Here is a 25,618-nt window from a genome sequence, read left to right as displayed (position 1 = left end):
TGTCGGGAGCATCGGTGACATGCGACGAATCCTGCCGGCCTTCGGGCTCGCGCTCCTGTCTCCGCTCGTGGCCGAGTTCCTGCTCGGCGACTTCCCGCTCACCTCGCTGCACTTCCTGGTCCTGCTCGCCCCCACGTACGGCGGCGCCGCGCTGCTGATCCGCGAGGTGGCGCGCAGGGCGGGGATCGGCTGGCCGGGCATCGTGCTCATGTCCCTCGCCTACGGCGTGTTCGAGGAGGGGATCATGACGATGTCGCTGTTCAACCCCGACTACGCCGGTCAGCGGCTGCTCGATCCCGGGTTCGTGCCGGCCTTGGGGATCGGGGTGCCGTGGACGCTGTTCGTGCTGGCGCTGCACACCGTGTGGAGCATGAGCGTGCCCATCGCGCTGACCGAGGAGCTGACCGGCGCGCGGCGCACCACGCCGTGGCTCGGCAAGATCGGGCTGACCGTCACCGCTGTACTGGCCGTGCTGGGCGCGGCCCTGACGACGGTGTTCAGCTACATGAACGGGCACTTCCTGGCCTCCGTGCCGCAGCTGGTGTCGATCGTGGTGATCGTGGTGGCCCTCGTCGCGCTGGCCTTCCGCCTACCGCGCCGCGTCAGCGCCGACCAACTGCCCCACCGGGCCGACGCCGACCAGCCGCCCCGCCAGACCGGCACCGACCGGGCGGCCGAGGCGCCCGCGCCCTGGCTGGTCCTCGTGGTGACGCTGGTGGCGGGCATGCTGTTCGAGGCGCCGAACGTCCTGCTCGGCGACCAGGTCGGCCTGGGGATCGCGCTGCTGGCCGGGGTCGAGGTGGGGATGACCGCTCTGGCCCTGTTCTGGTCGGCCCGGCGCGGATGGGACGGCAGGCACCGGATGGCGCTGGCCGGCGGCGCCCTGCTGACCTACGTGTGGCACGCCTTCTTCTCCGGCCCGGTCGTTCCGGCGACGCCCCTGATCAACCTGGTCAGCCACCTCGTGTTCGGCCTCGGTGCGCTGGTCCTGCTCGCGTTCGCCGCCCGCCGCGTCGCCGCAAATGCCGACGTTCCTCAGAGCCGGTAGTCGAAGACGTACGAGTGCGAGCCGTCAGGAGCGATGAGGATGTCCATCTCCCCTCTGAGGCCGCTCAGCCCGCCGGTGCCGGAGTCCGGGACGACCGAGACGCGCAGTGACTGCTCGCCCCGGTCGCCCACCGCGAAGTGCTGCAGGACGAAGCTGCCCGACCGGCCTGCCAACGTGCCCACGACCCGCTCCATCGCCACGTACGCACGGGAGTCCGCCACCGGCGTCAACGCCATGATCATGCTGACCGTACTGGTGCCGGTCAGGTCGCCGTGGAAGGTCTTGCCCAGCGTGACGTGGGCGAGCGACACGCCGTCACCCTCCTCGTACGGAGGCTGGGGTGTCCAGTCGGCGGTGTCGAAGGTTCCCTTGGCTGTCATGCTTCCCATGGTGCGGGTCATACCTGTCAGATCCGGTCAGGTACCCAGCAGCGTCCCAACGAAGTCGTTGCGGAACTTCCCCGCCGGGTCGTAGCGCCCCACCAGGTCCCGGAAGCGCTCCGGGCACGACGGCCAGCGGGTGAACAGTTTGCCCCAGTGCGGCCGGGGATCGAACGGCGCCAGCCGCTCCTCCACCAGCTCGATCACCGGAAGCACCGCCTCGGTGTCCTTGACCCAGGTGAAGTGCACACCCACGGTGTCGCGGCCGAGATACGGGCTGAGCCACAGGTCGTCGGCGGCGATCGTACGCACCTCGGAGATCTGCAGCACCGGCCTGAGGCGGTCGCCGATGGCCCGCAGCTCGCGCAGCGCTTCGGCCGCGCGCCCCCTGGGCAGCAGGAACTCCGACTGCAGCTCGTCGCCCGCGCTGCTCGGCGGCGAGTCGGCCCGGAAGTGCGGCAGCCGCTCGTGCCACGCCCCCGGCACGCCGAGCTGCTCGGTGCAGCTGCCGGCCGGCATGCCCGGCACCGGGTGGCGGGGCCCGTCGGCCGCGCGGGTGCCGTGCCACTCGCCCGGGGGCAGTTCGGTGCGGCGCTTGAGCCACACAGTGGTCGCCAGCCAGTTGGTGAACAGGCTGACGCTGTAGCCGGCCGACATGACGGCCTCGAAGTCGAAGTCGTCGGGCAGGCCCTCTTGGACGTACTGGCGCAGCTCGAAGGCGGGCACGAGGTCGAGCGTGACCGAGGTGACGACGCCGAGCGCGCCGAGCGCCACGACCGCGCCGGGGAAGTCGGCCTCGCCCCGCGCGAGGGTGATCAGGGAGCCGTCGGCGGTGACGAGGTCCAGCGCCGAAACGGCCGCCGACAGGCTCTGGTTGCCGCCGCCGGAGCCGTGCGTGCCGGTCGCGACCGAACCCGCCACCGAGATGTGCGGCAGCGAGGCCAGGTTGCCGAGCGCGAACCCGCTCGCGTGCAGCACGGGCGCGAGCTCCGCGTACGTCACCCGCCCGCCGACCCGCACGCGCGCCGCGGCGCTGTCGATCTCGATCTCGTACGGCAGGCGGTCCAGAGCGACCAGGTCACCCGTCGAGTCGGCGACGTCGTTGAAGGAGTGGCCACTGCCTAACGCCCGAATGGAGGTGGTGCCGGCGACGAGGCTCTGGAGCTCGTCGAGGGAGGAGGGATGATGCACGTTTTTCATCTGAAAGGCGATGTTTCCCGCCCAATTCTTCAACGTCACTGCCCTACAGTTCCATAGCTCTTGTCAGCGCCGCGAGGGGGCGCTAGTTTCGGGTGCCGCCGACGAAAGCGCCGACGACAAAGGCGCTCTGGGCGCCGCCGAGGAGAATTCCGTGCTCTACCTGTCCGAGGCCCTCGGTCTGGCCACGCTCGTGCTCTGGCTGTACTGCCTCTTCGACGCGATCACCACGCCGGAAGAGGCGTGCCGCAACCTGCCGAAGATCCTCTGGGTGCTCATCGTCCTGCTGTTCCCGCTGGTCGGCTCCATCATCTGGCTGGTGGCCGGGCGGCCGCAGACACTCCCGGCTGCGCGGCCGACCGGATACCCCGAGTACGACCGGCCGGGGCGCGCGACCGCGAGCAACCCCGACGACGATGAGGAGTTCCTGCGCCGCCTCCGCGAGCGGGCAGAGGAACAACGCAGGAACGCCCCGAAGCCACCTGACGACACCCCCAAGGGCGACTAGAAGCCCTGCGCCAGCCGGTAGTACGCCTGGTTCCAGCGCAGCTCCTTGGCGAACCCCCGAGCCGTCGTGTCCGCGTCGATGACCAGCAGTTCGACCCCGAGCATGTCGGCCAGGTCGGTCAGCTCCTCGGTGCCCACGGCCGTCGAGAGCACGGTGTGGTGCGGCGCGCCCGCGGTCAGCCACGCCTCGGCGGAGGTACGCAGGTTCGGCCGGGGCCGCCAGACCGCGCGCGCCACCGGCAGGTTGGGCAGCGGGTGCGGCGGCGCGACGATGTCGATCTCGTTGGCCACCAGCCGGAACCGGTCCCCCATGTCGGCGAGCCCGATGACCACGCCGGGACCCGGCTCGGCGTCGAACACCAGCCGCACCGGGTCCTCCCGGCCGCCGATGCCCAGCGGGTGGATCTCGCACGACGGGGTGCCCGTGGCGATCGACGGGCAGACCTCCAGCATGTGCGCGCCGAGGATGAGCTCCTCGCCCGGCGTCATGTTGTAGGTGTAGTCCTCCATGAACGAGGTGCCACCCGGCGCCATGGCCTTGAGCGTGCGCAGCAGCACCGAGGTCTTCCAGTCGCCCTCGCCGCCGAAGCCGTACCCGTCGGCCATCAGCCGCTGCACGGCCAGGCCGGGGAGCTGGCGCAGCCCGCCGAGGTCCTCGAAGTTCGTGGTGAACGCGCGGAAGCCGCCCGCCTCCAGGAAGCCGCGCAGGCCCAGCTCGATTCTGGCGGCGTAGCGCAGCGACTCGTTCCGCTCGCCCAGCAGCTCCGGCGCCACCCGGTAGAGCTCGGCGTACTCCTTGACCAGCGCCGTCACGTCCGCCTCGGAGGCGGCGTCCACGGCCTCGACCAGCTCGTTGACGCCGTAGGTGTTGACCGAGACGCCGAAGCGGAGCTGCGCCTCGACCTTGTCGCCCTCGGTGACGGCGACGTCGCGCATGTTGTCGCCGAACCTGGCGAGCTTGAGCGTACGCACCTCCGCCAGGCCAGCCGCCGCCCGCGACCAGGCGAGCACCCGGTCGGCCACGAACGGGTCGCTGACGTGCCCGGCCACGGTCTTGCGCGGCACGCCCAGCCGGGTCTGGATGTGGCCGAACTCGCGGTCGCCGTGCGCGGCCTGGTTGAGGTTCATGAAGTCCATGTCGATGGAGCTCCACGGCAGCTCAACGTTGGCCTGCGTGTGCAGGTGCAGCAGCGGCTTGCGCAGCGTGTCCAGCCCGGCGATCCACATCTTGGCCGGGGAGAAGGTGTGCATCCAGGCGATCACGCCGGCGCACGAGTCGTCCGCGTTGGCCTCCAGCATCACCCGCCTGATCGCGGCCGCGTCGGTGAGCACGGGCTTCCACTCGACGGGCACCGGGAGCGCCGCGGCGATCCGCTGCGACTGCTCGGCGACCTGGCGCAGCGTGTCCTCGCCGTACAGCCCCTGGCTGCCGGTCAGAAACCAGATGTTCAACGCGGGCTCCTCTGTTGTCCGTAGACGTTCTGATAGCGGTCGTACAGGCGGTCGATGTCGTCCTGGGCGATGGCCAGCGGCTCGCCGAGCTGCTTGGCCACGTGCACGGTACGGGCGACGTCCTCGCACATCACGGCGGCCTTGACCGCGGCTTTGGGGCTCGGGCCGATGCTGAAGACGCCGTGGTTCTGCATCAGCACGGCCCGCGAGCGGTGCCCCTTGAGCGTCTTCACGATGCCCTGGCCGATGGAGTCGTCGCCGATCAGCGCGAACGGCCCGACCGGGATCTCGCCGCCGAACTCGTCGGCCATGGCGGTCAGCACGCAGGGGATGGCCTCGCCGCGCGCCGCCCAGGCGGAGGCGTACGTGGAGTGGGTGTGCACCACCCCGTTCACCTCGGGCATGTTGCGGTAGACGTAGGCGTGCGCGGCGGTGTCGCTGCTCGGCGCGTGCTCGCCAGCCACCAGGTTGCCGTCGAGGTCGCAGACGACCATGTTCTCCGGCGTCAGCTCGTCGTAGGTGACGCCGGACGGCTTGATGACGAACAGGTCCTCACCGGGAACCCGGCCGGAGACGTTCCCTGCGGTCCAGACGACGAGGTTGTTGCGCACCAGCTCGGCGTGCAGGTCACAGACCGTCTTCCGCATGGCCTCGGTCATGAGCGGGCCTCGTTCCTGATCGCGCGTAGCGTGTGCAGCATTCGTCCATCCCCGAAGTAGTCGTGCAGTGTGCGGTATTCGGTGTAGAGCCGGTCGTAGGCGTCGGCCCGGTCCGCGTCGGGCACGTAGGCGTTCTCCTGCCGCGCGCCCATCACGGCCGCGGCCTGCTGGATGTCGTCGTACGCGCCCGCCGCGACGGCCGCGTGGATCGCCGAGCCGAGCGCGGGTCCCTGCTCGGAGTCGATGATCGACAGCGGGCGGCGCAGCACGTCGGCGTAGACCTGCATGAGGAAGCGGTTCTTCAGCAGGCCGCCGGCCACCACGAACTCCGCCACCGGCACGCCCGACGCCTCGAACGTCTCGACGATCACCCGGGCGCCGAACGCGGTCGCCTCGATGAGCGCGCGGTAGACGTCCTCCGGCTTGGTGGCCAGGGTCTGGCCGACGACCACGCCGGACAGGTCGTGGTCGACCAGCACCGAGCGGTTGCCGTTGTGCCAGTCGAGCGCGACCAGGCCGTGCTGCCCGACCCGCTGACCGGCGGCCAGCTCGGTCAGGTAGTCGTGCACCGACTGTCCCCGGTCGGCCGCGAGCCGCGCGTACGAGGCGGGCACGGCGTTGTCGACGAACCAGGCGAAGATGTCACCCACGCCCGACTGTCCCGCCTCGTATCCCCACAGCCCCGGCACGATCCCGTCGCGGACCACCCCGCACATGCCGGGCACCTCGGCCAGCTGGTCGGAGGGCATCACGTGGCAGGTGGAGGTGCCCATGATGGCGACCATCTGGCCGGGCCGGACCGCGTCGGCCGCGGCGGAGGTGACGTGCGCGTCGACGTTGCCGACGGCGATGGCGATGCCCTCGGGCAGCTTGGTCCACTCGGCGGCCTGCGCGGTCAGCCGACCGGCGAGCCCGCCCAGCGGAGACAGCTCATGTCCCAACTTGCCGGCAAACCCGGAGAAGCCGGGGTTGAGGGCGGCGAGGAAGTCCTCGGACGGATAGCCCCCATCCTGATATATCCCTTTGTATCCGGCGGTGCAGACGTTGCGGGTCTCGACCCCGGTGAGCTGCCAGATGATCCAGTCGGCCGCCTCGATCCACCGCTCGGCCCGCCCATAGGTCTCCGGGTCCTCTTCGAGCACCTGCAGGCCCTTGGCGAACTCCCACTCCGAGGAGATCTTGCCGCCATAGCGCGGCAGCCAGCTCTCCCCGCGCCGCGCGGCCAGCTCGTTGATCCGGTCGGCGTGCGCCTGCGCCGCGTGGTGCTTCCACAACTTGGGCCAGGCGTGCGGCCGCTCGGGCGTCTGGAAGCAGAGCGGCGTGCCGTCGCCGGTGGTCGGCAGCACCGTGCACGCCGTGAAGTCGGTGCCGAGCCCGACGACCTGCGCCGGGTCGATCCCGGCCGCGGCCACGGCCTCGGGCACGGCGGTACGCAGCACGTCCAGCCAGTCCTGCGGGGACTGCAGCGCCCAGTCGGGTCCCAGCCGGACCTCGGAGCCGGGCAGCCGGTCCTCGATGACGCGGTGGGCGTACTCGTGCACGGCGGTGCCGACCTCGGCGCCGTCGCCGACCCGCACCACCACGGCGCGGCCGGACAGCGTGCCGAAGTCGACGCCGATCACGTATGTGTTGTTGTTAGCGTTCACACAATCTCCCTTGATCCGGTACGGCGGAGGCCGTGCCGGAGGTCAGGTCCGGCGCGCCGAGAATAGACGCTGGAGCAGGATGAAGACGAAGAGCAGAAGTCCGATGAATATCTTGGTCCACCACGAGCTGAGCGTGCCCTCGAAGCTGATGACCGTCTGGATCAGGCCCAGCACGAGCACGCCCAGCACCGTGCCGAGCAGGAACCCGGAGCCGCCGGTCAGCAGCGTGCCGCCGATGACGACGGCCGCGATCGCGTCGAGCTCCATGCCGACGGCGTGCAGCCCGTACCCCGAGAGCATGTAGAACGACAGCAGCACCCCGCCGAGCGCCGAGCAGAACCCGCTGACCGTGTAGACCGTGATCTTCGTCCGGGCCACGGGCAGGCCCATCAGCAGCGCGGACTGCTCGCTGCCCCCGGTGGCGTAGACGGCGCGGCCCAGGCGCGTGTAATGCAGCACGTACGCCGCCACGAGCACCACCACCGCGGCGATGATCACGCTCGGCGAGATCCACAGACCGGCGAACAGGTCGATCCTGGTCTGCGCGAACGCCGTGAACGTCGGGTCCTCGATGGGGATCGAGTCGGTGCCGATCGTGTAGCACAGCCCTCTGGCCAGGAACATCCCGGCCAGCGTGACGATGAACGGCTGGATGTCGAAGGCGTGGATGATGTACCCCATCACCAGCCCCAGCGCGGCGCCGATGACCAGCACCAGCGGGATCACCAGGTACGGCGGCCACCCGGGCCCCTTCATCAGGCTCGCCGAGATCATCGTGGACAGCGCGACCACCGAGCCGACCGACAGGTCGATCCCCCCGGTCAGGATCACGAACGTCATGCCGACGGCCACGACCAGCAGGAAGGCGTTGTCGATGAAGACGTTGAGTATCACCTGCCCGCTGGCGAACCCCTCGTAGCGGATGCCGCCCGCGACGAACATCGCCACGAACAGGCCGGCGGTCACCAGGACGGGCACGTACTTGGCCGGGATCGTCCTGAGGCCGTTGAGCGTCACGGTCGTCATGCCGTCACCTGAACCTTCTCCTCGGCCGCCGGGCTGGGCGGCACGGCTCGGCGGCGACGGCCGAACACCTTCTCGCGGAACGACTTCGACTGGATGAGGCAGACCGCGGTCACCACGAGCGCCTTGAACAGCAGCGTGGTCTCCGGCGGCACCCCGATGGAGTAGATGGTCGTGGTCAGCGTCTGGATGATCAGCGCGCCGAGCACGGTGCCGCCGAGCGAGAAGCGCCCGCCCGACAGCGAGGTGCCGCCGATGACCACGGCCAGGATGGCGTCGAGCTCGACCCACAGGCCGGCGTTGTTGCCGTCGGCGCTGGAGACGTTCGAGCTGATCATCAGCCCGGCGACGCCGGCGCAGAGCGCGGCGAAGGCGTAGACCATGATGATGATGCCGCGCGCGCGGATCCCGGCGAGCCTGCTGGCCTCGGCGTTCCCGCCGACCGACTCGATCAGCATGCCCAGGGCCAGTCTGCGGGTGAGGAAGACGGTGATCGCCAGGACCACCACGACCAGCAGGATGCCGAAGGGCACGGTCAGCCAGTAGCCGCCGCCGATGACCTTGTACGAGGGGCTGTTGACGGTGATGATCTGCCCGCCGGTGATCAGCTGGGCCAGGCCGCGCCCGGCCACCATGAGGATCAGCGTGGCGATGATCGGCTGAATGCCGACGACCGCGACGAGCAGGCCGTTCCACGCCCCGAGCAGCACCGACAGGCCGAGCGCCAGCGCCACGGCGGTGAACACGCCGGCGTCGTCGCTGATCTGCAGGCAGGCCAGCGCCCCCGCGATCGCCACCACCGAGCCGACCGACAGGTCGATGCCGCCGGTCGCGATGACCAGCGTCATCCCGAGGGAGACCAGGATGAGCGGGGCGCCGAACCGCAGGATGTCGATCAGGCTGCCGTAGAGGTGGCCGTCGCGCATCTGGATCGAGAAGAAGTTCGCGGTGAAGAACAGGTTGACGAGGAGCAGCAGGGCCAGGATGACGACCGGCCAGAGCAGGCGTCTCATTCCGCTCGCCCCCCGCCCGTGCCGCCACTTGCGATGGTCTCCATGAGCACGTCCGTGGTGAGGTCGTCGTCGTTGGGCAGCTCGGCGACCAGCCTGCGGTCGCGCAGGACGCCGACCTTGTGGCTGAGCCGCAGCACCTCCTCCAGCTCGGCGGAGATGAACAGCACCGCCATGCCGCCGTCGGACAGCTGGGCGACCAGGCGCTGGATCTCGGCCTTCGCGCCGATGTCGATGCCGCGGGTGGGCTCGTCGAGGATGAGCAGCCTGGGCTCCAGGATCAGCCACCTGGCCAGCAGGACCTTCTGCTGGTTGCCGCCACTGAGGTCGCGTACGAGGTGCTCCGGGTTGGCCGGGCTGATCTTCAGCGCGGCGATGTACTTGCCGACCAGCTCGTCCTGCTGCTCACGCGGGACCGGTCTGGTCCAGCCCCTGGTGGCCTGCAGGGCCAGGATGATGTTCTCCCTGACCGTGAGGTCGGGGATCAGCCCGTCCGACTTGCGGTTCTCCGAGCAGAACGCGATCCGGTGGTTCATCGCGACGCGCGGCGCGCGCAACGAGACCGGCGTGCCGTCGATGCTCACCTCGCCGGCGCTCGCGTGGTCGGCGCCGAACAGCAGCCGCGCGACCTCCGTACGGCCCGAGCCCAGCAGCCCGGCCAGCCCCACGACCTCGCCCTCGTGGACGGTCAGCGTGAACGGCTCGATGGCCCCGGCCCTGCCCAGCCCGCGCGCCTCCAGCAGCGGCCGGTCGAACACCTTGGCCTCACCGTGCAGCTTCTCCAGGGCGGCGAGCTCCTGGCCGATCATCTTGGCGACCAGCTCGACCTGGCTGAGCTCCGCGGTGAGGTATTCGCCCACCAGCCGCCCGTTGCGCAGGATCGTCATCCGGTCGGAGATCTCGTAGACCTGGTCGAGGAAGTGGGAGACGAACAGGATCGCGATGCCCTCCTCCTTGAGGGTGCGCATCACGCGGAAGAGCTGCTCGACCTCGCTCGCGTCGAGGCTGGAGGTCGGCTCGTCGAGGATCAGCACCCGGGCCTCGATGTCGATGGCGCGCGCGATGGCCACCATCTGCTGGATGGCCGGCGAGTAGGTCGACAGGGGCGCCGAGACGTCGAGATCGAGCTCCAGCCGGGCCAGCAGCTCCGCGGCCCTGGCCCGCATCCGCGGCCAGTCGATCCGGCCCCAGCGCCGGGGCTCGCGGCCGACGAAGATGTTCTCGGCGACCGAGAGGTTCGCGCAGAGGTTGACCTCCTGGTAGACCGTGCTGATGCCGGCCCCTTGAGCCTCCAGCGGGCTGCCGAACGCGACGGGCTCGCCGAGCAGCTCGATGGTGCCGGCGTCGATGGAGTGGACGCCGGTCAGCACCTTGATCAGGGTGGACTTGCCCGCGCCGTTCTCGCCCATGAGCGCGTGCACCTCGCCCGGCAGCAGTCGCAGGTCCACGCCGTCGAGAGCCTTCACGCCGGGGAACTGTTTGCCGATTCCGCTCATCAGCAGGATCGGCGCGGGTACGGCCATCGGCGTCCCTCTCCTCCTCGTGCTCTTGATCGTGTAGCTGTTGATCACGTAGCTCTTGATGACGTAAGTGGGCCGGCCGCGAGGGCCGGCCCGGTCGGCGGTCAGTACTGGCGGTTGGGCAGAGCGGCCTTGGCCTGCTCCTGGTTGAACGCCGTCTCCTGCGTGATCACGCGGGTCGGCACGGTCTCGTTCTTGACGACCTTCTTGGCCAGGTCCATCAGCTGCGGGCCAAGCAGCGGGGAGCACTCGACGATGTAGTTGATCTTTCCGTCGGAGAGCGCCTGCATGCCGTCCTTGACGGCGTCGACCGTGATGATCTTGATGTCCTTGCCGGGCACCTTGCCCGCGCCCTCGATGGCCTCGATCGCACCCAGCCCCATGTCGTCATTGTGCGCGTAAAGCACGTCGATGTCCGGAGTGGACTTCAGGAAGGCCTCCATGACTTCCTTGCCCTTGGCCCGGGTGAAGTCGCCGGTCTGCGAGGCGACGATCTGGAACTTGGGCTCGGCCTTGATGATCTCCTGGAAGCCCGCCTTGCGGTCGTTGGCCGGAGCCGAGCCCGTGGTGCCCTGCAGCTCCACGATCTTGACCGGGTCGCTGGTGCTCTTGTACTCGTCCACCAGCCACTTGCCGGCCTTGCGGCCCTCCTCGACGAAGTCCGAGCCGAGGAAGGTCTTGTAGAGCGAGGTGTCCTTGGAGTCCACGGCCCGGTCGGTGAGGATCACCGGGATCTTCGCGTCCTTGGCCTCCTTGAGCACGGTGTCCCAGCCCGACTCCACCACCGGCGAGAAGGCGATGACGTCCACCTTCTGCTGGATGTAGGAGCGGATCGCCTTGATCTGGTTCTCCTGCTTCTGCTGGGCGTCCGAGAACTTCAGGGTGATCCCGGCTGACTTGGCCGAGTCCTGCACCGACTTGGTGTTCGCGGTGCGCCAGCCGCTCTCCGCGCCGACCTGCGAGAAGCCCATGGTGATCGCGCCACCGCCGCCACCGCTACCGCCGCTCGCGCCGCATCCGGCCACCGCCATGGCGGTGAACCCGGCGAGCATCAATACCGAGATCCTCTTCAACACGTGGGGTCCCTTCTGATGTGAGCGCTAACACCACAGCAAGGGTGCGTGCGCGTTTCCTTCTGTGTACGGCCTACCGCCGGGCCGTACTGGCCCGGGAGACGAGCGAGGGCGGGACCACGAGGCGTTCGCACTCGTGGGAGCCTTGGCCCTCGATCTGCCGAAGGAGCACCTCGATGCTGTGCCTGCCCACCGCGCCGAAGTCCTGCCTGATGGTGGTGAGCGGCGGCGAGAAGAACTCCGATTCGGGGATGTCGTCGAAACCGACGACGCTCACCTGGTCGGGCACTCTCACCCCCTGCTCGGTGAACGCCCGCAGCACGCCCAGCGCCATCTGATCGTTGGCGACGAACACCGCTGTGACGTCCTTCATGCTCGCCAGGCTGCGCCCCGCCTCATATCCCGAGCGCGGGCTCCAGTCTCCGGCGAGCGGCTCAGGGGCCGAACGGCCCGCCTGCTCCAGCGCGGCCCGCCACCCGGCCACGCGTCCCTCGGCCTCCAGCCAGTCGGAGGGGCCGCGGATGTGCCAGACCGTCTCGTGTCCCAGGGAGAGCAGGTGCTCGGTGGCCATCCTGCCGCCGCGCACCTGGTCGACGCAGACGACCGACACGTCACCGGCCTCGCCGCCCTCGACGGCGACCGTGGGCACCCCGAACGGGAGCTCGCCCAGCGCCTGGGCGGCCGACCGTTGCGGCGCGACCACGACGATGCCGTCGACGCCCTGGTCGGCCAGGTAGTCGAGGGCGTCACTGACGCCGATCTTGTCGATGGACTTGAGACTCACGATGCTGACGAAGTAGCCGGCCCCCCGGGCCGCCTGCTCGATGCCATAGACCGTGCTGGCCGGGCCGTACAGCGTGGTGTCGAAGCTGACGACGCCGAGCGTCCTGGAGTGCTTGGTGACCAGAGCGCGGGCGACGAGGTTGCGGCGGTAGCCGAGCTTATCGATCGCCTCCATCACCCGCGCGCGGGTCTCGCTGCGCACGTTGGGATGCTCGTTGAGCACGCGTGAGACCGTCTGGTGCGATACCCCGGCCTCTTTGGCCACATCGGCCATGACCGGCGGTCGACGCCCTTGGGTCGCTCCCACTGCCGTGCTCCCTTCCTGGCTTGGCATGACTGTGAACGTTAACAACAGGTCTCGTCAAGAGGTCGCCCGATTACGGTCGCGTCACACGAGCTCTGCCTTGAGCGCTCCTCATCTTTGGCGCCCAGCCTGGAGAGGAAGTTCACTCAGAATGTTAACGCTAACATATCAGGAGGGCCAGGCCCTCCGCGCGCGGTTACGCCGACGACGCCGTGGAGTCGCGGATCACCAACTGGCAGGGCATGCGATGGACGCCCGGCGTGGCCCGCCCGTCGATGGCCGCGAACAGGTGCTGGGCGGCCGTCCTGCCGAGGAGTTCGAGGTTCATGTCCACGGTCGTCAGGGCCGGGCGCGTCTCGGTCGACAGCACCTCCCAGTTGTCGTAGCCGATCACCGCGATGTCGTCGGGCACTCGCCGCCCCCGCTCGCGGATCGCCTCCACGAACCCGGCCGCGACCTGGTCGCTGCCGCAGAACACCGCGTCGATCTCCGGCTGGGCCATCAGCAGCATCTCCGCCGCGTGCCGCCCCCACCGCTGCGACCACGCGCCCCAGAGCGTCTCGCCCGCCTGCTCCAGCCCCGCCTCGGACAGCGCCAGCTGCACACCCGCCACACGGTCGCGGGCCGCCTTGTAGTGATCGGGCCCGGTGACGTGCGCGATCCGGCGCCGGCCCAGCGCGATCAGATGGTTGACGGCCATCACCGCGCCGCCCACGTCGTCCGGCACGAACGACACGTCCTCCGGATCGTCCGACGGCCCGTAGGCGTAGACCACCGGCACTCCGAGGTCGCGGCTGACGGACGGCCGCAGGTTGGTGCTCTCGCCCACCACGATCAGCCCGTCGACGCGGCGCGACAGCAGCGCGCGCAGGTGGTGCTGCTCCCTGATGGCGTCGCCGCGGGCGTCGCAGAGCAGCACCGCCATCTCCCCCGCGCCGAACGCGTCCTCCGCCCCGAGCAGCACCGGGATGCCGAACCGGCCCGCGCTGTCGGAGGTGAGCAGCCCGACAGTCCGCGTCTGCCCGGACAGCAGCCCCCTGGCCAGGGCGTTCGGCTGGAAGGAGAGCTCCTCCGCCGCGGCGAGCACGCGCTGACGGGTCGAGGCCCGCACGTCCTGCCGCCCGTTGAGCGCCTTGGAGGCCGTGGCGATCGACACCCCTGCCAGGGAGGCCACGTCGTTGATGGTCGCGCGCCTACCCGCCATATTTTCGAAACCCTTTTCAGTAACCCGGTATCTAGGACAAACCATAATACCCATTGACAGGCCCCAATGTTTCTTCTACGTTTCCGAAAACCTTTCAGTTCACGGGGGTCCCGAAGGAGACAACCATGAGACGACGGCTGGCTGGGATCGCCTTCCTCGGTTTGTTAGCGCTCACATCCGCCGCTTGCGGTAGCGGTGGCAGCGGTGGGAGCGAGAAGCAGCCCCAAGCGGCAGGCCCGGTCACGATCACCATGTGGACCCGCGCGGCGACGCAGGCCCAGAGCGAACGGCTGGTGAAGGCCTACAACAGCAGTCACAAGAACCAAGTGAAACTGACCGTCATCCCGACGGACAACTACCAGCCGCGCATCGCGGCCGCGGCCGGCGCGAAGCAGCTGCCGGACGTGTTCGCGGCCGACGTGATCTTCGTCCCGAACTACACCTCGCAGGGCCTGTTCATGGACATCACCGACCGGGTCAACGCCCTGCCGTACAAGGCCGGTCTCGCGCCCTCCCACATGAAGCTGGGCACGCTGGACGGCAAGCTCTACACCCTGCCGCACACGCTGGACCTGTCGGTCTGGTTCTGGAACAAGGACCTCTACGCCAAGGCCGGGCTCGACCCGGAGAAGGGGCCCAAGACGCTGAAGGAGTTCGCCCAGCAGGCCACCACGATCCAGCAGAAGCTGGGCAAGGACGGCAAGGTGCACGGTACGTTCTTCGGCGGCAACTGCGGCGGCTGTTACGTCTTCACCTTCTGGCCCTCGGTCTGGGCGGCCGGCGCCCAGGTCATGAACGCCGAGGGCACCACCTCGCTCAACGACCAGCCCGCGATGACCGAGGTGTTCAAGACCTACCGCGACCTGTACGAGAAGAAGGTCACCGGCCCGACGGCAAAGGAGGAGCAGGGCCCGACCTGGACCGGCTTCTTCCCCAAGGGCGAGATCGGCGTCATGCCCATGCCGTCGACCACGCTCGGCACCATGCCCGCCGGCATGAAGATCGGCGTCACTCCCATCGCCGGTCCCGACGGCGGCGAGTCGACGTTCGTGGGCGGCGACTCGATCGGCATCTCCTCGACGTCCAAGAACGCCGACGCGGCCTGGGACTTCCTGTCCTGGACCGTCTCCGATGACGCGCAGGTCGAGGTCATGGCCAAGAACAAGGACGTGCTCGCGCGTACGGACCTGGCCAACAACAAGTACTCGGCTGAGGACCCACGCGTGGTGCTGATCAACTCGCTGGTGGCCAAGGGGCAGACGCCTTACGCGTTGCGCTTCGGCCAGACGTTCAACGACCCGCAGGGACCCTGGCTGCGGCTGGCCCGCGAGGCGGTGTTCGGCGACGCCGCGAAGGTCCCCCAATTGAACGCCGAGATAACGAAGTCCCTGCAGCAATGATCGCAACTGTGTTCACGGCCTCACTCCGTTCGGCGAGTCGGTCGCTCAAAAAGCTCCCGACTTCGTCGGGAGCGCGACCTCCGGGGCGGCGGGCGGCCCACACGGTGCCGTCCGCCCGATGGCGAAGGAGACAGGTCCAGGGCTGGCTGTACGCCGCGCCGACCGCCGTCATCGTGGGCGTCCTGTTCCTCGCACCGCTGGTGCTGGTCGTCTGGATGTCGCTGAACCGCTGGCCGTTGCTGGGCCAGGCGGTCTTCAACGCGCCCGACAACTACACCAAGATCCCCAAGAACCCGCTGTTCTTCGACGCGGTGCTCTTCACGCTGAAGTACACCGCCATCACCACCGTCCTGCTGTCGGCCGTCGCGCTCGGCCTGGCCCTGCTCGTGCAGGAGCGCCGGCCAGGGGTGGCCTTCTTCCGTACCGCGTTCTTCCTGCCGGGAGCCGTCGGCTTCGCCGCCGCCGCGCTGCTGTTCTACGGCATGCTGAACAACGACTTCGGCCCGATCGACCCGCTGCTCCAGACGCTGGGGATCACGCACGAGCCGGTGAAGTGGATCGGCACGCCCAACATGGCGTTGTTCTCCACGATCGCGCTCGTGCTGTGGCGCTTCGCCGGGTTCAACATGCTCATCCTGCTGACCGGCCTGCAGTCGATCCCCGTCGAGGTGTACGAGGCGGCCAGGAGCGACGGCGCCAACCGCTGGCAGATCTTCACCAAGATCACGATGCCGCTGCTGCGCCCGACGCTGGCGCTGATGCTGATCCTCAGCATCACCGGCTCGCTGCTGGCCTTCGACCAGTTCTTCATCTTCACCAACGGCGGCCCGGACAACAGCACGGTCTCCATGGTCATGGTCGTCTACCGCGACGCGTTCTTCCGCTTCGACCTCGGCGGGGCGGCGGCGCTGTCCGTCGTGCTGCTGGTCGCCCTGGTCGGGTTCAACACTCTGCTGATGCGGAGGCTCAAGTGAGGTATTACCCCACTGTCACGGCGCTGGCCATCCTGTTCCTGTTCCCGCTGCTGTGGAGCGGCTGGGCGTCGCTGGAGGAGCCGTCCAACTACCTGAAGATGGCCCAGTTCGGCGAGGGCGTCGGCACCTACGCCACCAACAGCGTGCTGGTGTCGTCGATGACCGTCGCCGGCACGCTGATCGTCTCCGCGCTGGGCGGCTACGCCTTCGCCCGGTTCGACTTCCCGGGGAAGAACCTGCTGTTCCTGGCCACGCTGGCGATCCTCATGGTGCCGTACGCGACGATCCTCATCCCGCTCTACGTGCTGCTCGGCTACCTCGGCCTGCAGAACTCGCTGCTGGGGCTGTCGCTGGTGTTCGTGATGTTCCAGCTGCCGTTCGCGCTGTTCATGATGCGCAACGCCTTCGAGGCGATCCCGCGCGAGCTGGAGGAGGCGGCGCTGGTCGACGGCTGCGGCACCTTCCGGGCCTTCTCCCGGATCCTGCTGCACGCCGTACGGCCCGCGCTCGTCACCGTCGGCCTGTTCGCCTTCCTCGCCTCATGGAACGACTTCTTCGCACCGCTCATCCTGCTCAACGACGGCGCGTCGTTCACCCTGCCGGTGGCCGTGGTCAGCATGACGCAGGGCACGTTCGGCGCCATCGACTACGGCATGCTCCAGGCCGGCGTCATGGTCATGGCACTCCCCTGTCTCATTCTGTTCGTCATTCTGCAGCGCCACTATGTGCGCGGATTCATGTCGGGAGCTCTGCGTGGCTAATCCTGTCCTGCCCTCATCGGGCGTGCTGTCCCCCCTCGGCCTGGACGCCGTACGTCCGGCGCCCGGCTTCTGGGGCGACCGCATCACCCTCAACCGGGACGTCACCATCGCCCACTGCCAGGAATGGATGGAGCGCGAAGGCTGGATCGGCAACTTCCGTGGCCGTCTGCCCCGCAAGGGCAGGGAGTTCAGCGACTCAGAGATCTACAAGCTGCTGGAGGGGATGGCGTGGGCCGACCACCCCGCGCTGCCCGAACTGGCCGAGACCGTGGCCAGGGCCCAGGAGGGCGACGGCTACCTCAACACCCGATGGTCCGGCAGCCGCTACACCGACTTCGAGTGGGGCCATGAGCTCTACTGCTACGGCCACCTCATCCAGGCCGGGGTCGCCCGGCTGCGCATGCACGGCGAGGACCGGCTGACCGAGGTGGTCAGGCGGGCGGCGGACCACATCTGCCGCCGCTTCATGGACACCTCGGAGACCTGCGGCCACCCGGAGGTGGAGATGGCGCTGGTCGAGCTGTACCGAGCCACCGGCACCGAGCGCTACCTGGAGATGGCCCGCCGTTTCGTCGAACGCCGCGGCCTGCCCGCGCTGGCCGAGATCCCGTTCGGCCGCGCCTACTTCCAGGACGACGTCCCGGTACGGCGCGCGCAGTCGTTGCGCGGGCATGCCGTACGGGCGCTCTACCTGGCCAGCGGCGTCGTCGACGTCGCCGTGGAGACGGGCGACGAGGAGTTGCTGAAGGCCGTCGAAGCGCAGTGGGAGCGCGCGGTCGCCAGGCGCACCCACCTGACGGGCGGCATGGGCTCGCGGCACACCGACGAGTCCTTCGGCGAGGACTACGAGCTGCCGCCGGACCGCGCCTACTCCGAGACCTGCGCGGGCATCGCCTCGATCATGCTGGCGCACCGGCTGCTGCTGGCCACCGGCGACGCCCGGTACGCCGACGTGGCCGAGCGGACGCTGTACAACGTGCTGGCCACCGCGGTGGCCCTGGACGGCCGGTCGTTCTTCTACGCCAACCCACTGCGTGTGCGGGTGCCGGCCGTGCCGCTGAACGGGGTCAACCACGCCGCCGAGGGCGGGCTGCGCTCACCGTGGTTCGACGTGTCGTGCTGCCCGAACAACATCGCCCGCACGCTCGCCTCACTGCCCGCCTATATGGCGACCAGTGACGCGGGCGGGGTGCAGATCCACCACTTCACGCCCGGCGAGATCACCCACGGACCGCTCGCGTTGCGGGTGGAGACCGGGTATCCGTGGTCGGGCGGGGTGCGGGTGCGGGTGCTGTCGGGTGGCAGCGGGCGGATCTCGCTGCGCGTCCCCGCCTGGGCGAAGGGCGCCACGCTCGCGTACGGGCCGGCCGGTGACACGGAATCGGCCGCCAGTGGATCCGACATTTCGCATATGTCGGGTAGTCGGGAGGTCGAGGCCGGGTACGCCGTCGTCGCGGGTGACTGGCAGCCCGGTGATGAGATCCGGCTCGACCTGCCCATGGCTCCCCGATGGACCTTCCCCGACCGGCGGGTGGACGCGCTGCGCGGGAGTGTCGCGGTGGAGCGCGGGCCGCTCGTCTACTGCGCGGAATCCGTCGCCGACGAGCCGCCACTCGCCGACGTGGCCGCCCGCATCTCATCCGCACCCATCGACCGTCCGGCCGACCCTCTGGCCGATCAACCAGCTGACCACCAGGCCGGCTCTCCGGAAGGGGCGTCCGCAGCCGCCCCCGTACCGAGGGCGGCCGGTTCCGAGGCGGGCGCGCCCGATCCCGTCGCGGGCGCGCCCGCCACTGACCCCGCCGCCGATCTCGCCGCCAGTCCCGCTGCCGGTCCCGCTGTCGATCCCGTTGTGGAGATCGAGGTCGCCGTCGTGCTCGGGGCTCCAGCCACCGATGACTGGCCGTACGGGCCGACTCCCGACGCGCCGGACGGCACGGACACCGTGCTGCGGCTGGTGCCGTACCACCGCTGGGGCAATCGCGGCCCCGCCACCATGCGCGTCTGGCTGCCCGTCGCCGACTGACACCCCCCATGGAGAACTCCGTGCGCAAAACCCTCTCCGGCCTGGCCGCGTTAGCCGTCGCGGGCAGTCTGCTCGCCGCCGGCTCCCCGGCCACGGCCGTCCAGGACGATCTCGGCATGCCGGTGTTCACCGGCGCCGACCCCGTTCCGGCCGAGCCCGTCCGTTACCAGCCGCGCAAGATGATGGAGGAGATCTACAAGAAGGAGAAGGGCGGCGACTCGTACTGGATCGACCGCATGCTGGCCCGCCCCGGCGACGACCCGGCGGGCACGTGGCTGATGTCGCGGGGCCGGGCGCTGTTCATGAAGGAGCACGACCCATCGGTGATCGGCTTCAGCGGCAGCGTGGCGTACTGGGAGAGCATCGACAACCGCGACGCCTACAGCGTCTCGCTCGGCACGGACCTCAAGGAGGACGTGAGCAAGCGGTTGCAGATGCCCAGCCACTGGATCGGCCAGTACGCGGGCGGCGATCTGGCCGTGACCGTCAAGAAGTTCATCACGCACGAGAACGTGGCGGTCACCACGCTCGCGGTCACGAACACGGGCACCGCGAAGCTGACCGTGCCGGTCACGGTGACCTCTCCGTACACGAAGACCGCGGACGGCGATCGTGAGCTGACCGGCGTGGTGGCGGCGAAGAACCGGCTGACCACGATCTTCCCCCGGCTCAGCGGCGACGGCCTGAAGGTCGCGGACGGCGCGCTGAAGGGGACGCTCTCGGTCGAACCGGGCAAGACCGTGCGGACCAAGGTGCAGATGGGCTTCGTCACGGAGGAGCTGGCCGGGTCGCGCGGCGAGTACGACGGCTACAAGGGCCGCTCGCCGGAGAAGGCGCTGCGCCGCCAGCTCCAGGACTACAACGCCTGGTGGGCGGAGAACCTGCCCTACATCGACGTGCCGGACGCCAACATCAAGAAGTTCGTCTACTACCGCTGGTGGTTGATGCGGTTCAACTTCCTCGACGCCGACATCCCGGGCAACGACTTCCAGTTCCCGACGTCGGTGGAGGGGGCGCTCGGTTACAACAACGCGATCGTGCTGACCGTGCCGATGTTCCTGCAGGATCTGAAGTATCTGCGGGATCCGATCTACTCGTACGGCCCGTGGGTGTCGGCCGGCGAGGTATCACGTAACTCGAAATATACGGATAACCCGGGCGATCCGGAGAACTGGTCGAACAGCTACACCCAGTACATCTCGGCTTCCGCGCTGGAGAGCTACCAACTCCACGGCGGCCAGCCCGCGATTCTGCGCAACCTGGCCCGCTACGCGGAGAAGGACGTCTACGGGCAGCTCAACGCCTACGACTCCAACAAGAACGGGGTCATCGAGTACGACTGGGAGGCGATGACCGGCAACGACGCCGACGCGGTGTCGTTCCACTACTACAACCGGGCGAACGAGCGGCTAGAGGGCGCCTATGTCTACGCCAACGCGATGGCGGCGGCGCAGGCGTACACGCTGATCGGCGACACCGCGAAGGCCGCCGAGCTGCAGGGCGTGGCCGACAAGGTGAAGAACGGCATCCTCACCCTGCTCTGGGACGACCAGAACAAGCTGTTCAAGCACCGCGACCTGCAGACGGGCAACCTGATCCCGTGGAAGGAATCGAACAACTACATCCCGTTCGCCACCGGCCTGGTCCCGACGGACGACCCGAAATATCGGGAAGCGCTCCGTCTATGGGCCGACCCCACTGAATATCCGATTTTCCCGGCCTATACGGCTAATCAGAAGGACAAGGCGGAGGCCGCCGCGGCGGGGCACCCGGGGTCGAACAACTTCTCGCAGATCAATTCAACCCGGAACTTCTCGCTGTTCTCCAGGGCGCTGCGCGAATACACCTCGCCGTACATCACGGCCGACCGGTACAAGCAGTTGCTGTACTGGAACGCCTGGTCGCAGTTCGTCGGCGGCGACACCCGTTACCCGGACGCCAACGAGTTCTGGTCGAACTGGAATCCCGCCACCAAGACCATCGACTACCGGTCGTGGATCCACCATACGATCCTCGGTAGTAGCAACTGGACGGTCATCGAGGACGTGATGGGCCTGCGCCCGCGTTCCGACGGCAAGGTCGAGCTGTGGCCGGTCGACATCGGCTGGGACCACTTCACGGTCAACGGCATCAACTACCGCGGCAGCGACCTGAGCATCGTCTGGGACAAGCCCGGCGACGGCAAAACGCACTACGCGGGCGTGCCCGAGGGCTACTCGATCCTCATCGACGGCAAGCGCAAGGTCACGCTGTCCGGGCTCGCGCACGCGGTCTGGGACCCGGCCACGGGCAAGGTCGAGGGTGGCACGGTGGTGCACGCCGAGGCGGCGCGGTCGATGAAGGCTCCGGCCGAGGTGAAGCTGTCGGGTGACCAGGTCGAGGACCTGTTCCAGAAGGCCGGGGTCGATCTCGGTTCCACCCGGCCGAACCTGGTCAAGTCCGCCACGGCCTCGTACGGCGACCCGGCGGGCGCGGTGGACGGGTTCACGATCAACGAGCCGTACTGGGGCAGCAAGGGCTCCGGCAAGGCACAGGACTGGCTGGAGGTGGACCTGGGCTCGGCCCGGCCCGTCGACCGGCTGCGCCTGTACTTCTACAACGACCGCAAGAGCTACAGTGAGCCCGCCCTGTACTCGGTGCAGTACCTTGACGGCTCCACCTGGAAGGACGTGCCCGGCCAGGCCAAGGACCCGGTCTATCCCCGGGCCAACCTCAACGAGGTCCGTTTCAGCTCCCTCACCGCCCAGAAGCTGCGCGTGCTGGTCACCCACCGGCCGGGCTACTCGACGGGCTTGAAGGAGGTGCAGGCGTACGCGACCGGCTCGGCTCCGCCGTCCGTGGGCAACCGGGCTCCGTACGTGCTGGCCGTACAGGACGCGACCTTCAACCGCCCCGGGCAGGCCAGGCTGGACGCGGTCGTCAAGGACGACGGGCTGCCGTCGGGGACGCTCAGCATGACGTGGAGCGTCGTGGACGGACCGGGGCAGGCGTTCTTCACCGACCCGGCGAGCCCGGCCACGGTCGCGTCGTTCACCGAGGCGGGCACGTACCACCTGAGGCTGACCGCCTCCGACGGCGCCAAGTCGGCGTCCGGCACGGTCGCCGTCACGGTGGGCGCGCTGGGCACGCAGGTGAACGTGGCGCCGTACGCGACGCCGACCGCCTCCTACACCTCGCCGTGGGAGAAGGTGACGGCGATCAACGACGGCATCGAACCGCCGCGCTCCAACGACGGCGCCAACCCGCGCTGGGGCACCTGGCCGCAGGAGGGCACGCAGTGGGTGCAGCTCGACTGGCCCTCGCCGGTACGGGTGAACAAGGCGGACCTGTACTTCTTCGACGACGGCGGCGGCGTCCGCGTCCCGGCGTCATGGAAGATCCAGGCGTGGGACGGCGACTCCTTCGAGGACGTGACCGGCGCCGCCTCCTACCCGACCGCGGCCGACGCCTACAACACGGTCTCGTTCGACACGGTGACGACGACGAAGCTGCGCGCCGAACTGGTCTCCGGGCCGGCGTCCGTCGGGGTGCTGGAGTGGAAGGCGTACGCGGTGCCGCCGGACTCGGTGCGGCCCGTGTACGTCCCGACGGTGGCCGGCACGCTGCCCCAGCTCCCGGCCAAGGTGGAGACGCTGTACGCGGACGGCGGCCGGGGTCAGGCCGCGGTGACGTGGCAGCAGGTGACCGCCGACCAGGTCAAGACCGGTGGCACCAGCTTCAAGGTCGCCGGGCTCGCCGAGGGCCTGCGCTCGCCCGTGGAGGCCACGGTGTACGTCAGGACGAGTCCGGCGGTGACCATCACCTCGATCGCCGAGGAGGCGGTGCGGACCCGGGCGGGCACCGCGCCGTCGCTGCCGGCGACCGTGGTGGCCACGTACAACGACGGGTCCAAGGACAGCTCGGTCGCGGTCACCTGGGCGCGGATCGACCCGAGCTCGTACGCCTCCCCCGGCACCTTCTCGGTGACCGGGCAGGTGGCGGGCACCACGGTCCCGGCGAACGCGACGGTGACAGTGGAGTGACCACCACAATAAACCCGATATTTCGCAAATTTTCGGGTAGCTGGGAGCCCTCGCGATCTCATGGAGGGAACCTCGATGGGCTGGAGCTACCGAAAGTCGATCAAGCTCGGGCCGTTCAGGCTCAATCTGTCGCGCGGCGGCGTCGGGCACAGCTGGGGCAACCGGTTGTTCCGTGTCACTCGCACGGCGGACGGCCGCCGCACGATATCCGTCAACCTGCCGGGTGGATTCACCTGGCGCAAGACCACCCGGCATAACTAGCCGGATATTCCGAAGGGCCGGAGGCGATCGCCTCCGGCCCTTTTTCCTGCCGCTCCCACCTGCGCGTTCTCCGGCTGGCTGAAGCGGCCGGGAAAGACAAGACTGCCTCTTTCTGAATTCTCGCCCTAGATTCCTCGGCACCGCTTACCCCCTCAAGGAGGATGTTGTGGCTGAGCTATGGGCATCGACCGCCCAAGACCTGGCGCGGCTGATCGGCACCCGCGAGGTGTCCAGCCGTGAGGTGGTCCAGGCCCATCTGACGCGGATCGCCGAAGTGAATCCGCAGGTCAACGCCATCACGGTGGTGCTGGAGGAGCAGGCCCTCGACGCGGCGGACGCCGCCGACCGGGCCCTGCGCGACGGCACGGCGCCGGGCCCGCTATGCGGCGTCCCCATGACGGTCAAGGAGAACGTCGACGTGGCGGGCTCGGCGACGACACTCGGTATCGTCCCCCTGCGCGACGCTGTAGCCCCGCGCGACGCCCAGCACATCGCCCAGTTGCGCGCGGCGGGCGCGATCCCGATCGGCCGGACGAACATGCCGGAGTTCGGCATCCGCTGGCACACCGACAACGACCTGCGCGGCGCGACCCGCAACCCCTGGTCGGCCGGCCACACGCCGGGCGGCTCCAGCGGCGGCGACGCGGCCGCGGTGGCGACCGGCCTGACCCCGCTCGGCATCGGCAACGACGGCGCGGGCTCGCTGCGCTGGCCCGCGCAGTGCTGCGGCGTCGCCGCACTGAAGCCGTCGCTGGGCCGGATCGCCCAGCGAGGGCAGGCGTCGCCGTTCGCGTTCCAGCTGCTGGGCGTGCACGGGCCGATCGCGCGCCGGGTGGCCGACCTGCGGCTGGCCTTCGACCACATGTGCGGCCACGCCCCCGGCGACCCCTGGTACGCCCCGGTCCCCCTGCGGAGTCCCGCCCCGGCGAGGCCGATCGGCGTGGCGGCGGTCACCGGCCTCGACGCGGACCCGCAGGTCACCGCGGCCGTGCGGCAGGCGGCCAAGCTGCTCGCCGACGCCGGTTACCGGGTGACGGAGAGCCTGCCGCCCGCCCTGGACCGGGCCTCCGAGATCTACACCCAGATCATGTCCTCCTACGGCCGCGTCCATGAGGAGCAGCCACCCGTCGAGACGGTCGCCTCTAAGGGGTTCGTCCAGTTCTGGGCCGCCTACGAGGAGATCTGGACGCGAGCGGGCGGGCGCGCCGCCTTCGACCCGATGATGGAACGCGCCGCCATCGCGCGGGCCTGGGACGACTGGACGGCCTCGGCGCCGCTGGTCCTCGCGCCGATCTGCACGATACCGGCGTTCCCGGTGGGCGCCGACCTCGATCCCGAGTGGCTGGCCGGGTGGCCGGCGGCGCTGCGCATGAGTGTGGTGGCCAACCTGCTGGGGCTGCCCTCGGTCGCGGTCCCGACCGGTTTGGCGGACGGGCTGCCGCAGGCCGTACAGATCATCGGACCGCGCTTCCGCGAGGACCTGTGCCTGGACGCGGCCGCCGCCATCGAGGCCGGAACCCCGCCCCTGACACCGATCGACCCCCGATAACCGGTGGGTCGAGCCAGTGGCAGGTCTCAGCGGAGCGCTCTGGCCAGCGGCGTGCCGGCCGCCGGGTCCAACGGCTCGGTCAGCATGAACGGCATCTGCGCCATGAACCTGGGCCTCTCACCGAAGTGCTCCTGCGCGGCGTGCACGGTCAGCGGATGCACCAGGTAGGCGTCCCCCGGTGAGCCGGTCGCCAGGGCCAGCGGCCGGTCCTTGCTGGCCGCGTCCGCCAGCCCGCCCGCGCTGATGTGGTCGTACACCTGCTGCTCGTCCAGCGCCCCGAAGCTGTCCCGCTGCGACCCCGCCCTGACCCGGGTCGGCGCGTCCGACTCGCCTACCTCCGAGAACAGCATCAGCACCAGGAGCGTAGTCGAGCGGACGGTCACCCCCCAGCTGCCGTCGGGCCGCGACACGTTGGCGTCCAGGTGCCAGCCACGGTCGTCGGCCGGCGGTCGCCGCGGGAACCGGATCGGAATGTTGCCCGCCGCGCCACGCGGCTGCCAGCCACCCTTCCCGCACACCGCGTCCAAGCCCGCCGCCAGCTCGGGCGATCCGACCAACTCGCCGAACGGCCCATACCCGGTCATGTCCGCGGCCCACACCACCGGCTCGCGCCACCCTTCGGGCTCGTCCGGCGACAGGCCGATCTGCTGCCACAGCAGCGCCTGCGCCGCCTCACCCTGCTCGCGCGAACCGATCGTCAACTTCACGAAACCGTCCCGCACGAACGACTCCACCAGTGCCTCCATGCCGACCACGCTATTAATGGCCGCAACCGGTTTTTCGAGCCCGATTTTGTAAGGCGGCTTGCATTTTATCGGT

21 protein-coding genes are annotated in these 25,618 nt (G+C 69.3%); 9 read left to right on the top strand and 12 right to left on the bottom strand.

The features are described 5' to 3' along the window. Positions 1 to 19: 19 nt before the first annotated feature. On the top strand, positions 20 to 1,048 hold the full coding sequence (locus ACIBO2_RS35660; RefSeq protein WP_358555146.1) for a hypothetical protein: 1,029 nt from the start codon (positions 20 to 22) through the stop codon (positions 1,046 to 1,048). On the opposite strand, the gene ACIBO2_RS35655 is transcribed toward ACIBO2_RS35660, so the two are convergent. Together ACIBO2_RS35655 and ACIBO2_RS35650 are read right to left on the bottom strand one after the other, a co-directional pair. Continuing rightward, on the bottom strand, positions 1,036 to 1,428 hold the full coding sequence (locus ACIBO2_RS35655) for a DUF3224 domain-containing protein (RefSeq protein WP_358555143.1): 393 nt from the start codon (positions 1,426 to 1,428) through the stop codon (positions 1,036 to 1,038). The genes ACIBO2_RS35660 and ACIBO2_RS35655 overlap by 13 nt on opposite strands. 36 nt (positions 1,429 to 1,464) lie before the next feature. After that, positions 1,465 to 2,628: an FAD-binding protein gene (locus ACIBO2_RS35650; RefSeq protein ID WP_358555140.1), complete on the bottom strand. Its 1,164-nt coding sequence runs from the start codon at positions 2,626 to 2,628 to the stop codon at positions 1,465 to 1,467. 151 nt (positions 2,629 to 2,779) lie between these two features. On the opposite strand from ACIBO2_RS35650, the gene ACIBO2_RS35645 reads away from it, so the two are divergent. Next, positions 2,780 to 3,133, top strand: a complete 354-nt coding sequence (locus ACIBO2_RS35645) for a PLD nuclease N-terminal domain-containing protein (RefSeq protein ID WP_358555137.1) — start codon at positions 2,780 to 2,782, stop codon at positions 3,131 to 3,133. Here the strand turns inward: ACIBO2_RS35645 and araA are convergent. From araA to ACIBO2_RS35600, 9 genes are all read right to left on the bottom strand, one after another. Then, on the bottom strand, positions 3,130 to 4,584 hold the full coding sequence (araA, locus tag ACIBO2_RS35640) for an L-arabinose isomerase (RefSeq protein WP_358555134.1): 1,455 nt from the start codon (positions 4,582 to 4,584) through the stop codon (positions 3,130 to 3,132). The genes ACIBO2_RS35645 and araA overlap by 4 nt on opposite strands. After that, complete coding sequence (locus tag ACIBO2_RS35635; protein WP_397302681.1) at positions 4,581 to 5,243, bottom strand: L-ribulose-5-phosphate 4-epimerase; 663 nt, start codon at positions 5,241 to 5,243, stop codon at positions 4,581 to 4,583. The genes araA and ACIBO2_RS35635 overlap by 4 nt, the downstream gene beginning before the upstream one ends. Continuing rightward, positions 5,240 to 6,889 (bottom strand): ribulokinase, encoded by a 1,650-nt coding sequence (gene araB, locus ACIBO2_RS35630; RefSeq protein WP_397302678.1) that lies wholly within the window; start codon positions 6,887 to 6,889, stop codon positions 5,240 to 5,242. Before araB ends, ACIBO2_RS35635 begins: the two co-directional genes overlap by 4 nt. A gap of 42 nt (positions 6,890 to 6,931) precedes the next feature. Beyond that, positions 6,932 to 7,915: a galactofuranose ABC transporter, permease protein YjfF gene (gene yjfF, locus ACIBO2_RS35625; protein ID WP_363994780.1), complete on the bottom strand. Its 984-nt coding sequence runs from the start codon at positions 7,913 to 7,915 to the stop codon at positions 6,932 to 6,934. Further along, positions 7,912 to 8,925, bottom strand: a complete 1,014-nt coding sequence (locus tag ACIBO2_RS35620; protein WP_358555123.1) for an ABC transporter permease — start codon at positions 8,923 to 8,925, stop codon at positions 7,912 to 7,914. Before ACIBO2_RS35620 ends, yjfF begins: the two co-directional genes overlap by 4 nt. Further along, entirely contained in the window at positions 8,922 to 10,493 is a 1,572-nt protein-coding gene (locus tag ACIBO2_RS35615; protein WP_397302674.1) for a sugar ABC transporter ATP-binding protein, read from the bottom strand. Before ACIBO2_RS35615 ends, ACIBO2_RS35620 begins: the two co-directional genes overlap by 4 nt. A gap of 53 nt (positions 10,494 to 10,546) precedes the next feature. After that, positions 10,547 to 11,518 carry an ABC transporter substrate-binding protein gene (locus ACIBO2_RS35610; RefSeq protein WP_358555117.1) on the bottom strand — a complete coding sequence of 324 codons (972 nt, stop codon included), beginning with the start codon at positions 11,516 to 11,518 and terminating at the stop codon, positions 10,547 to 10,549. Positions 11,519 to 11,588: 70 nt separating this feature from the next. After that, a complete protein-coding gene (locus ACIBO2_RS35605) occupies positions 11,589 to 12,572 on the bottom strand; it encodes a LacI family DNA-binding transcriptional regulator (RefSeq protein ID WP_358555292.1) in 984 nt (327 codons plus the stop codon). Positions 12,573 to 12,798: 226 nt separating this feature from the next. Further along, positions 12,799 to 13,806: a LacI family DNA-binding transcriptional regulator gene (locus ACIBO2_RS35600; RefSeq protein ID WP_358555114.1), complete on the bottom strand. Its 1,008-nt coding sequence runs from the start codon at positions 13,804 to 13,806 to the stop codon at positions 12,799 to 12,801. Between the two features lie 125 nt (positions 13,807 to 13,931). Between ACIBO2_RS35600 and ACIBO2_RS35595 the strand changes: the two genes are divergently transcribed. The 7 genes from ACIBO2_RS35595 (at position 13,932) to ACIBO2_RS35565 (ending at position 24,799) form a co-directional block, all read left to right on the top strand. Continuing rightward, entirely contained in the window at positions 13,932 to 15,206 is a 1,275-nt protein-coding gene (locus ACIBO2_RS35595; protein ID WP_358555112.1) for a sugar ABC transporter substrate-binding protein, read from the top strand. 104 nt (positions 15,207 to 15,310) lie between these two features. Next, positions 15,311 to 16,180 carry a sugar ABC transporter permease gene (locus tag ACIBO2_RS35590; RefSeq protein ID WP_358555109.1) on the top strand — a complete coding sequence of 290 codons (870 nt, stop codon included), beginning with the start codon at positions 15,311 to 15,313 and terminating at the stop codon, positions 16,178 to 16,180. Beyond that, positions 16,177 to 16,941 (top strand): carbohydrate ABC transporter permease, encoded by a 765-nt coding sequence (locus ACIBO2_RS35585; protein WP_357648178.1) that lies wholly within the window; start codon positions 16,177 to 16,179, stop codon positions 16,939 to 16,941. Before ACIBO2_RS35590 ends, ACIBO2_RS35585 begins: the two co-directional genes overlap by 4 nt. Then, the gene (locus ACIBO2_RS35580) at positions 16,934 to 18,967 is read left to right on the top strand and encodes a glycoside hydrolase family 127 protein (protein WP_397302668.1); all 2,034 of its coding nucleotides are present in this window, start codon (positions 16,934 to 16,936) and stop codon (positions 18,965 to 18,967) included. The genes ACIBO2_RS35585 and ACIBO2_RS35580 overlap by 8 nt, the downstream gene beginning before the upstream one ends. Positions 18,968 to 18,987: 20 nt before the next feature. After that, a complete protein-coding gene (locus tag ACIBO2_RS35575) occupies positions 18,988 to 22,989 on the top strand; it encodes an Ig-like domain-containing protein (RefSeq protein WP_397302665.1) in 4,002 nt (1,333 codons plus the stop codon). A 60-nt stretch (positions 22,990 to 23,049) separates the two neighbouring features. Next, positions 23,050 to 23,250 carry a DUF4236 domain-containing protein gene (locus ACIBO2_RS35570; RefSeq protein ID WP_357939902.1) on the top strand — a complete coding sequence of 67 codons (201 nt, stop codon included), beginning with the start codon at positions 23,050 to 23,052 and terminating at the stop codon, positions 23,248 to 23,250. 166 nt (positions 23,251 to 23,416) lie between these two features. Beyond that, complete coding sequence (locus tag ACIBO2_RS35565) at positions 23,417 to 24,799, top strand: amidase (RefSeq protein WP_358555100.1); 1,383 nt, start codon at positions 23,417 to 23,419, stop codon at positions 24,797 to 24,799. A gap of 26 nt (positions 24,800 to 24,825) precedes the next feature. On the opposite strand, the gene ACIBO2_RS35560 is transcribed toward ACIBO2_RS35565, so the two are convergent. Continuing rightward, positions 24,826 to 25,545 carry a phytanoyl-CoA dioxygenase family protein gene (locus ACIBO2_RS35560; RefSeq protein ID WP_358555097.1) on the bottom strand — a complete coding sequence of 240 codons (720 nt, stop codon included), beginning with the start codon at positions 25,543 to 25,545 and terminating at the stop codon, positions 24,826 to 24,828. Positions 25,546 to 25,618: the final 73 nt, after the last annotated feature.

This window comes from Nonomuraea sp. NPDC050022 (genome assembly GCF_044460705.1).
Lineage (GTDB): Bacteria > Actinomycetota > Actinomycetes > Streptosporangiales > Streptosporangiaceae > Nonomuraea.
Note: the sequence above shows the minus strand (reverse complement) of the source record. Positions and strands in the feature narration are given on the sequence as shown.

Excerpts from the sequence above, each read along its gene's own strand:
- ACIBO2_RS35635 (WP_397302681.1), bottom strand. The coding sequence starts at position 5,243 with ATGACCGAGGCCATGCGGAAGACGGTCTGTGACCTGCACGCCGAGCTG.
- ACIBO2_RS35600 (WP_358555114.1), bottom strand. The coding sequence starts at position 13,806 with ATGGCGGGTAGGCGCGCGACCATCAACGACGTGGCCTCCCTGGCAGGG.
- ACIBO2_RS35650 (WP_358555140.1), bottom strand. The coding sequence starts at position 2,628 with ATGAAAAACGTGCATCATCCCTCCTCCCTCGACGAGCTCCAGAGCCTC.
- ACIBO2_RS35605 (WP_358555292.1), bottom strand. The coding sequence starts at position 12,572 with ATGGCCGATGTGGCCAAAGAGGCCGGGGTATCGCACCAGACGGTCTCA.
- ACIBO2_RS35620 (WP_358555123.1), bottom strand. The coding sequence starts at position 8,925 with ATGAGACGCCTGCTCTGGCCGGTCGTCATCCTGGCCCTGCTGCTCCTC.
- yjfF (WP_363994780.1), bottom strand. The coding sequence starts at position 7,915 with ATGACGACCGTGACGCTCAACGGCCTCAGGACGATCCCGGCCAAGTAC.
- ACIBO2_RS35570 (WP_357939902.1), top strand. The coding sequence starts at position 23,050 with ATGGAGGGAACCTCGATGGGCTGGAGCTACCGAAAGTCGATCAAGCTC.
- ACIBO2_RS35560 (WP_358555097.1), bottom strand. The coding sequence starts at position 25,545 with ATGGAGGCACTGGTGGAGTCGTTCGTGCGGGACGGTTTCGTGAAGTTG.
- ACIBO2_RS35655 (WP_358555143.1), bottom strand. The coding sequence starts at position 1,428 with ATGACAGCCAAGGGAACCTTCGACACCGCCGACTGGACACCCCAGCCT.
- ACIBO2_RS35660 (WP_358555146.1), top strand. The coding sequence starts at position 20 with ATGCGACGAATCCTGCCGGCCTTCGGGCTCGCGCTCCTGTCTCCGCTC.
- ACIBO2_RS35595 (WP_358555112.1), top strand. The coding sequence starts at position 13,932 with ATGAGACGACGGCTGGCTGGGATCGCCTTCCTCGGTTTGTTAGCGCTC.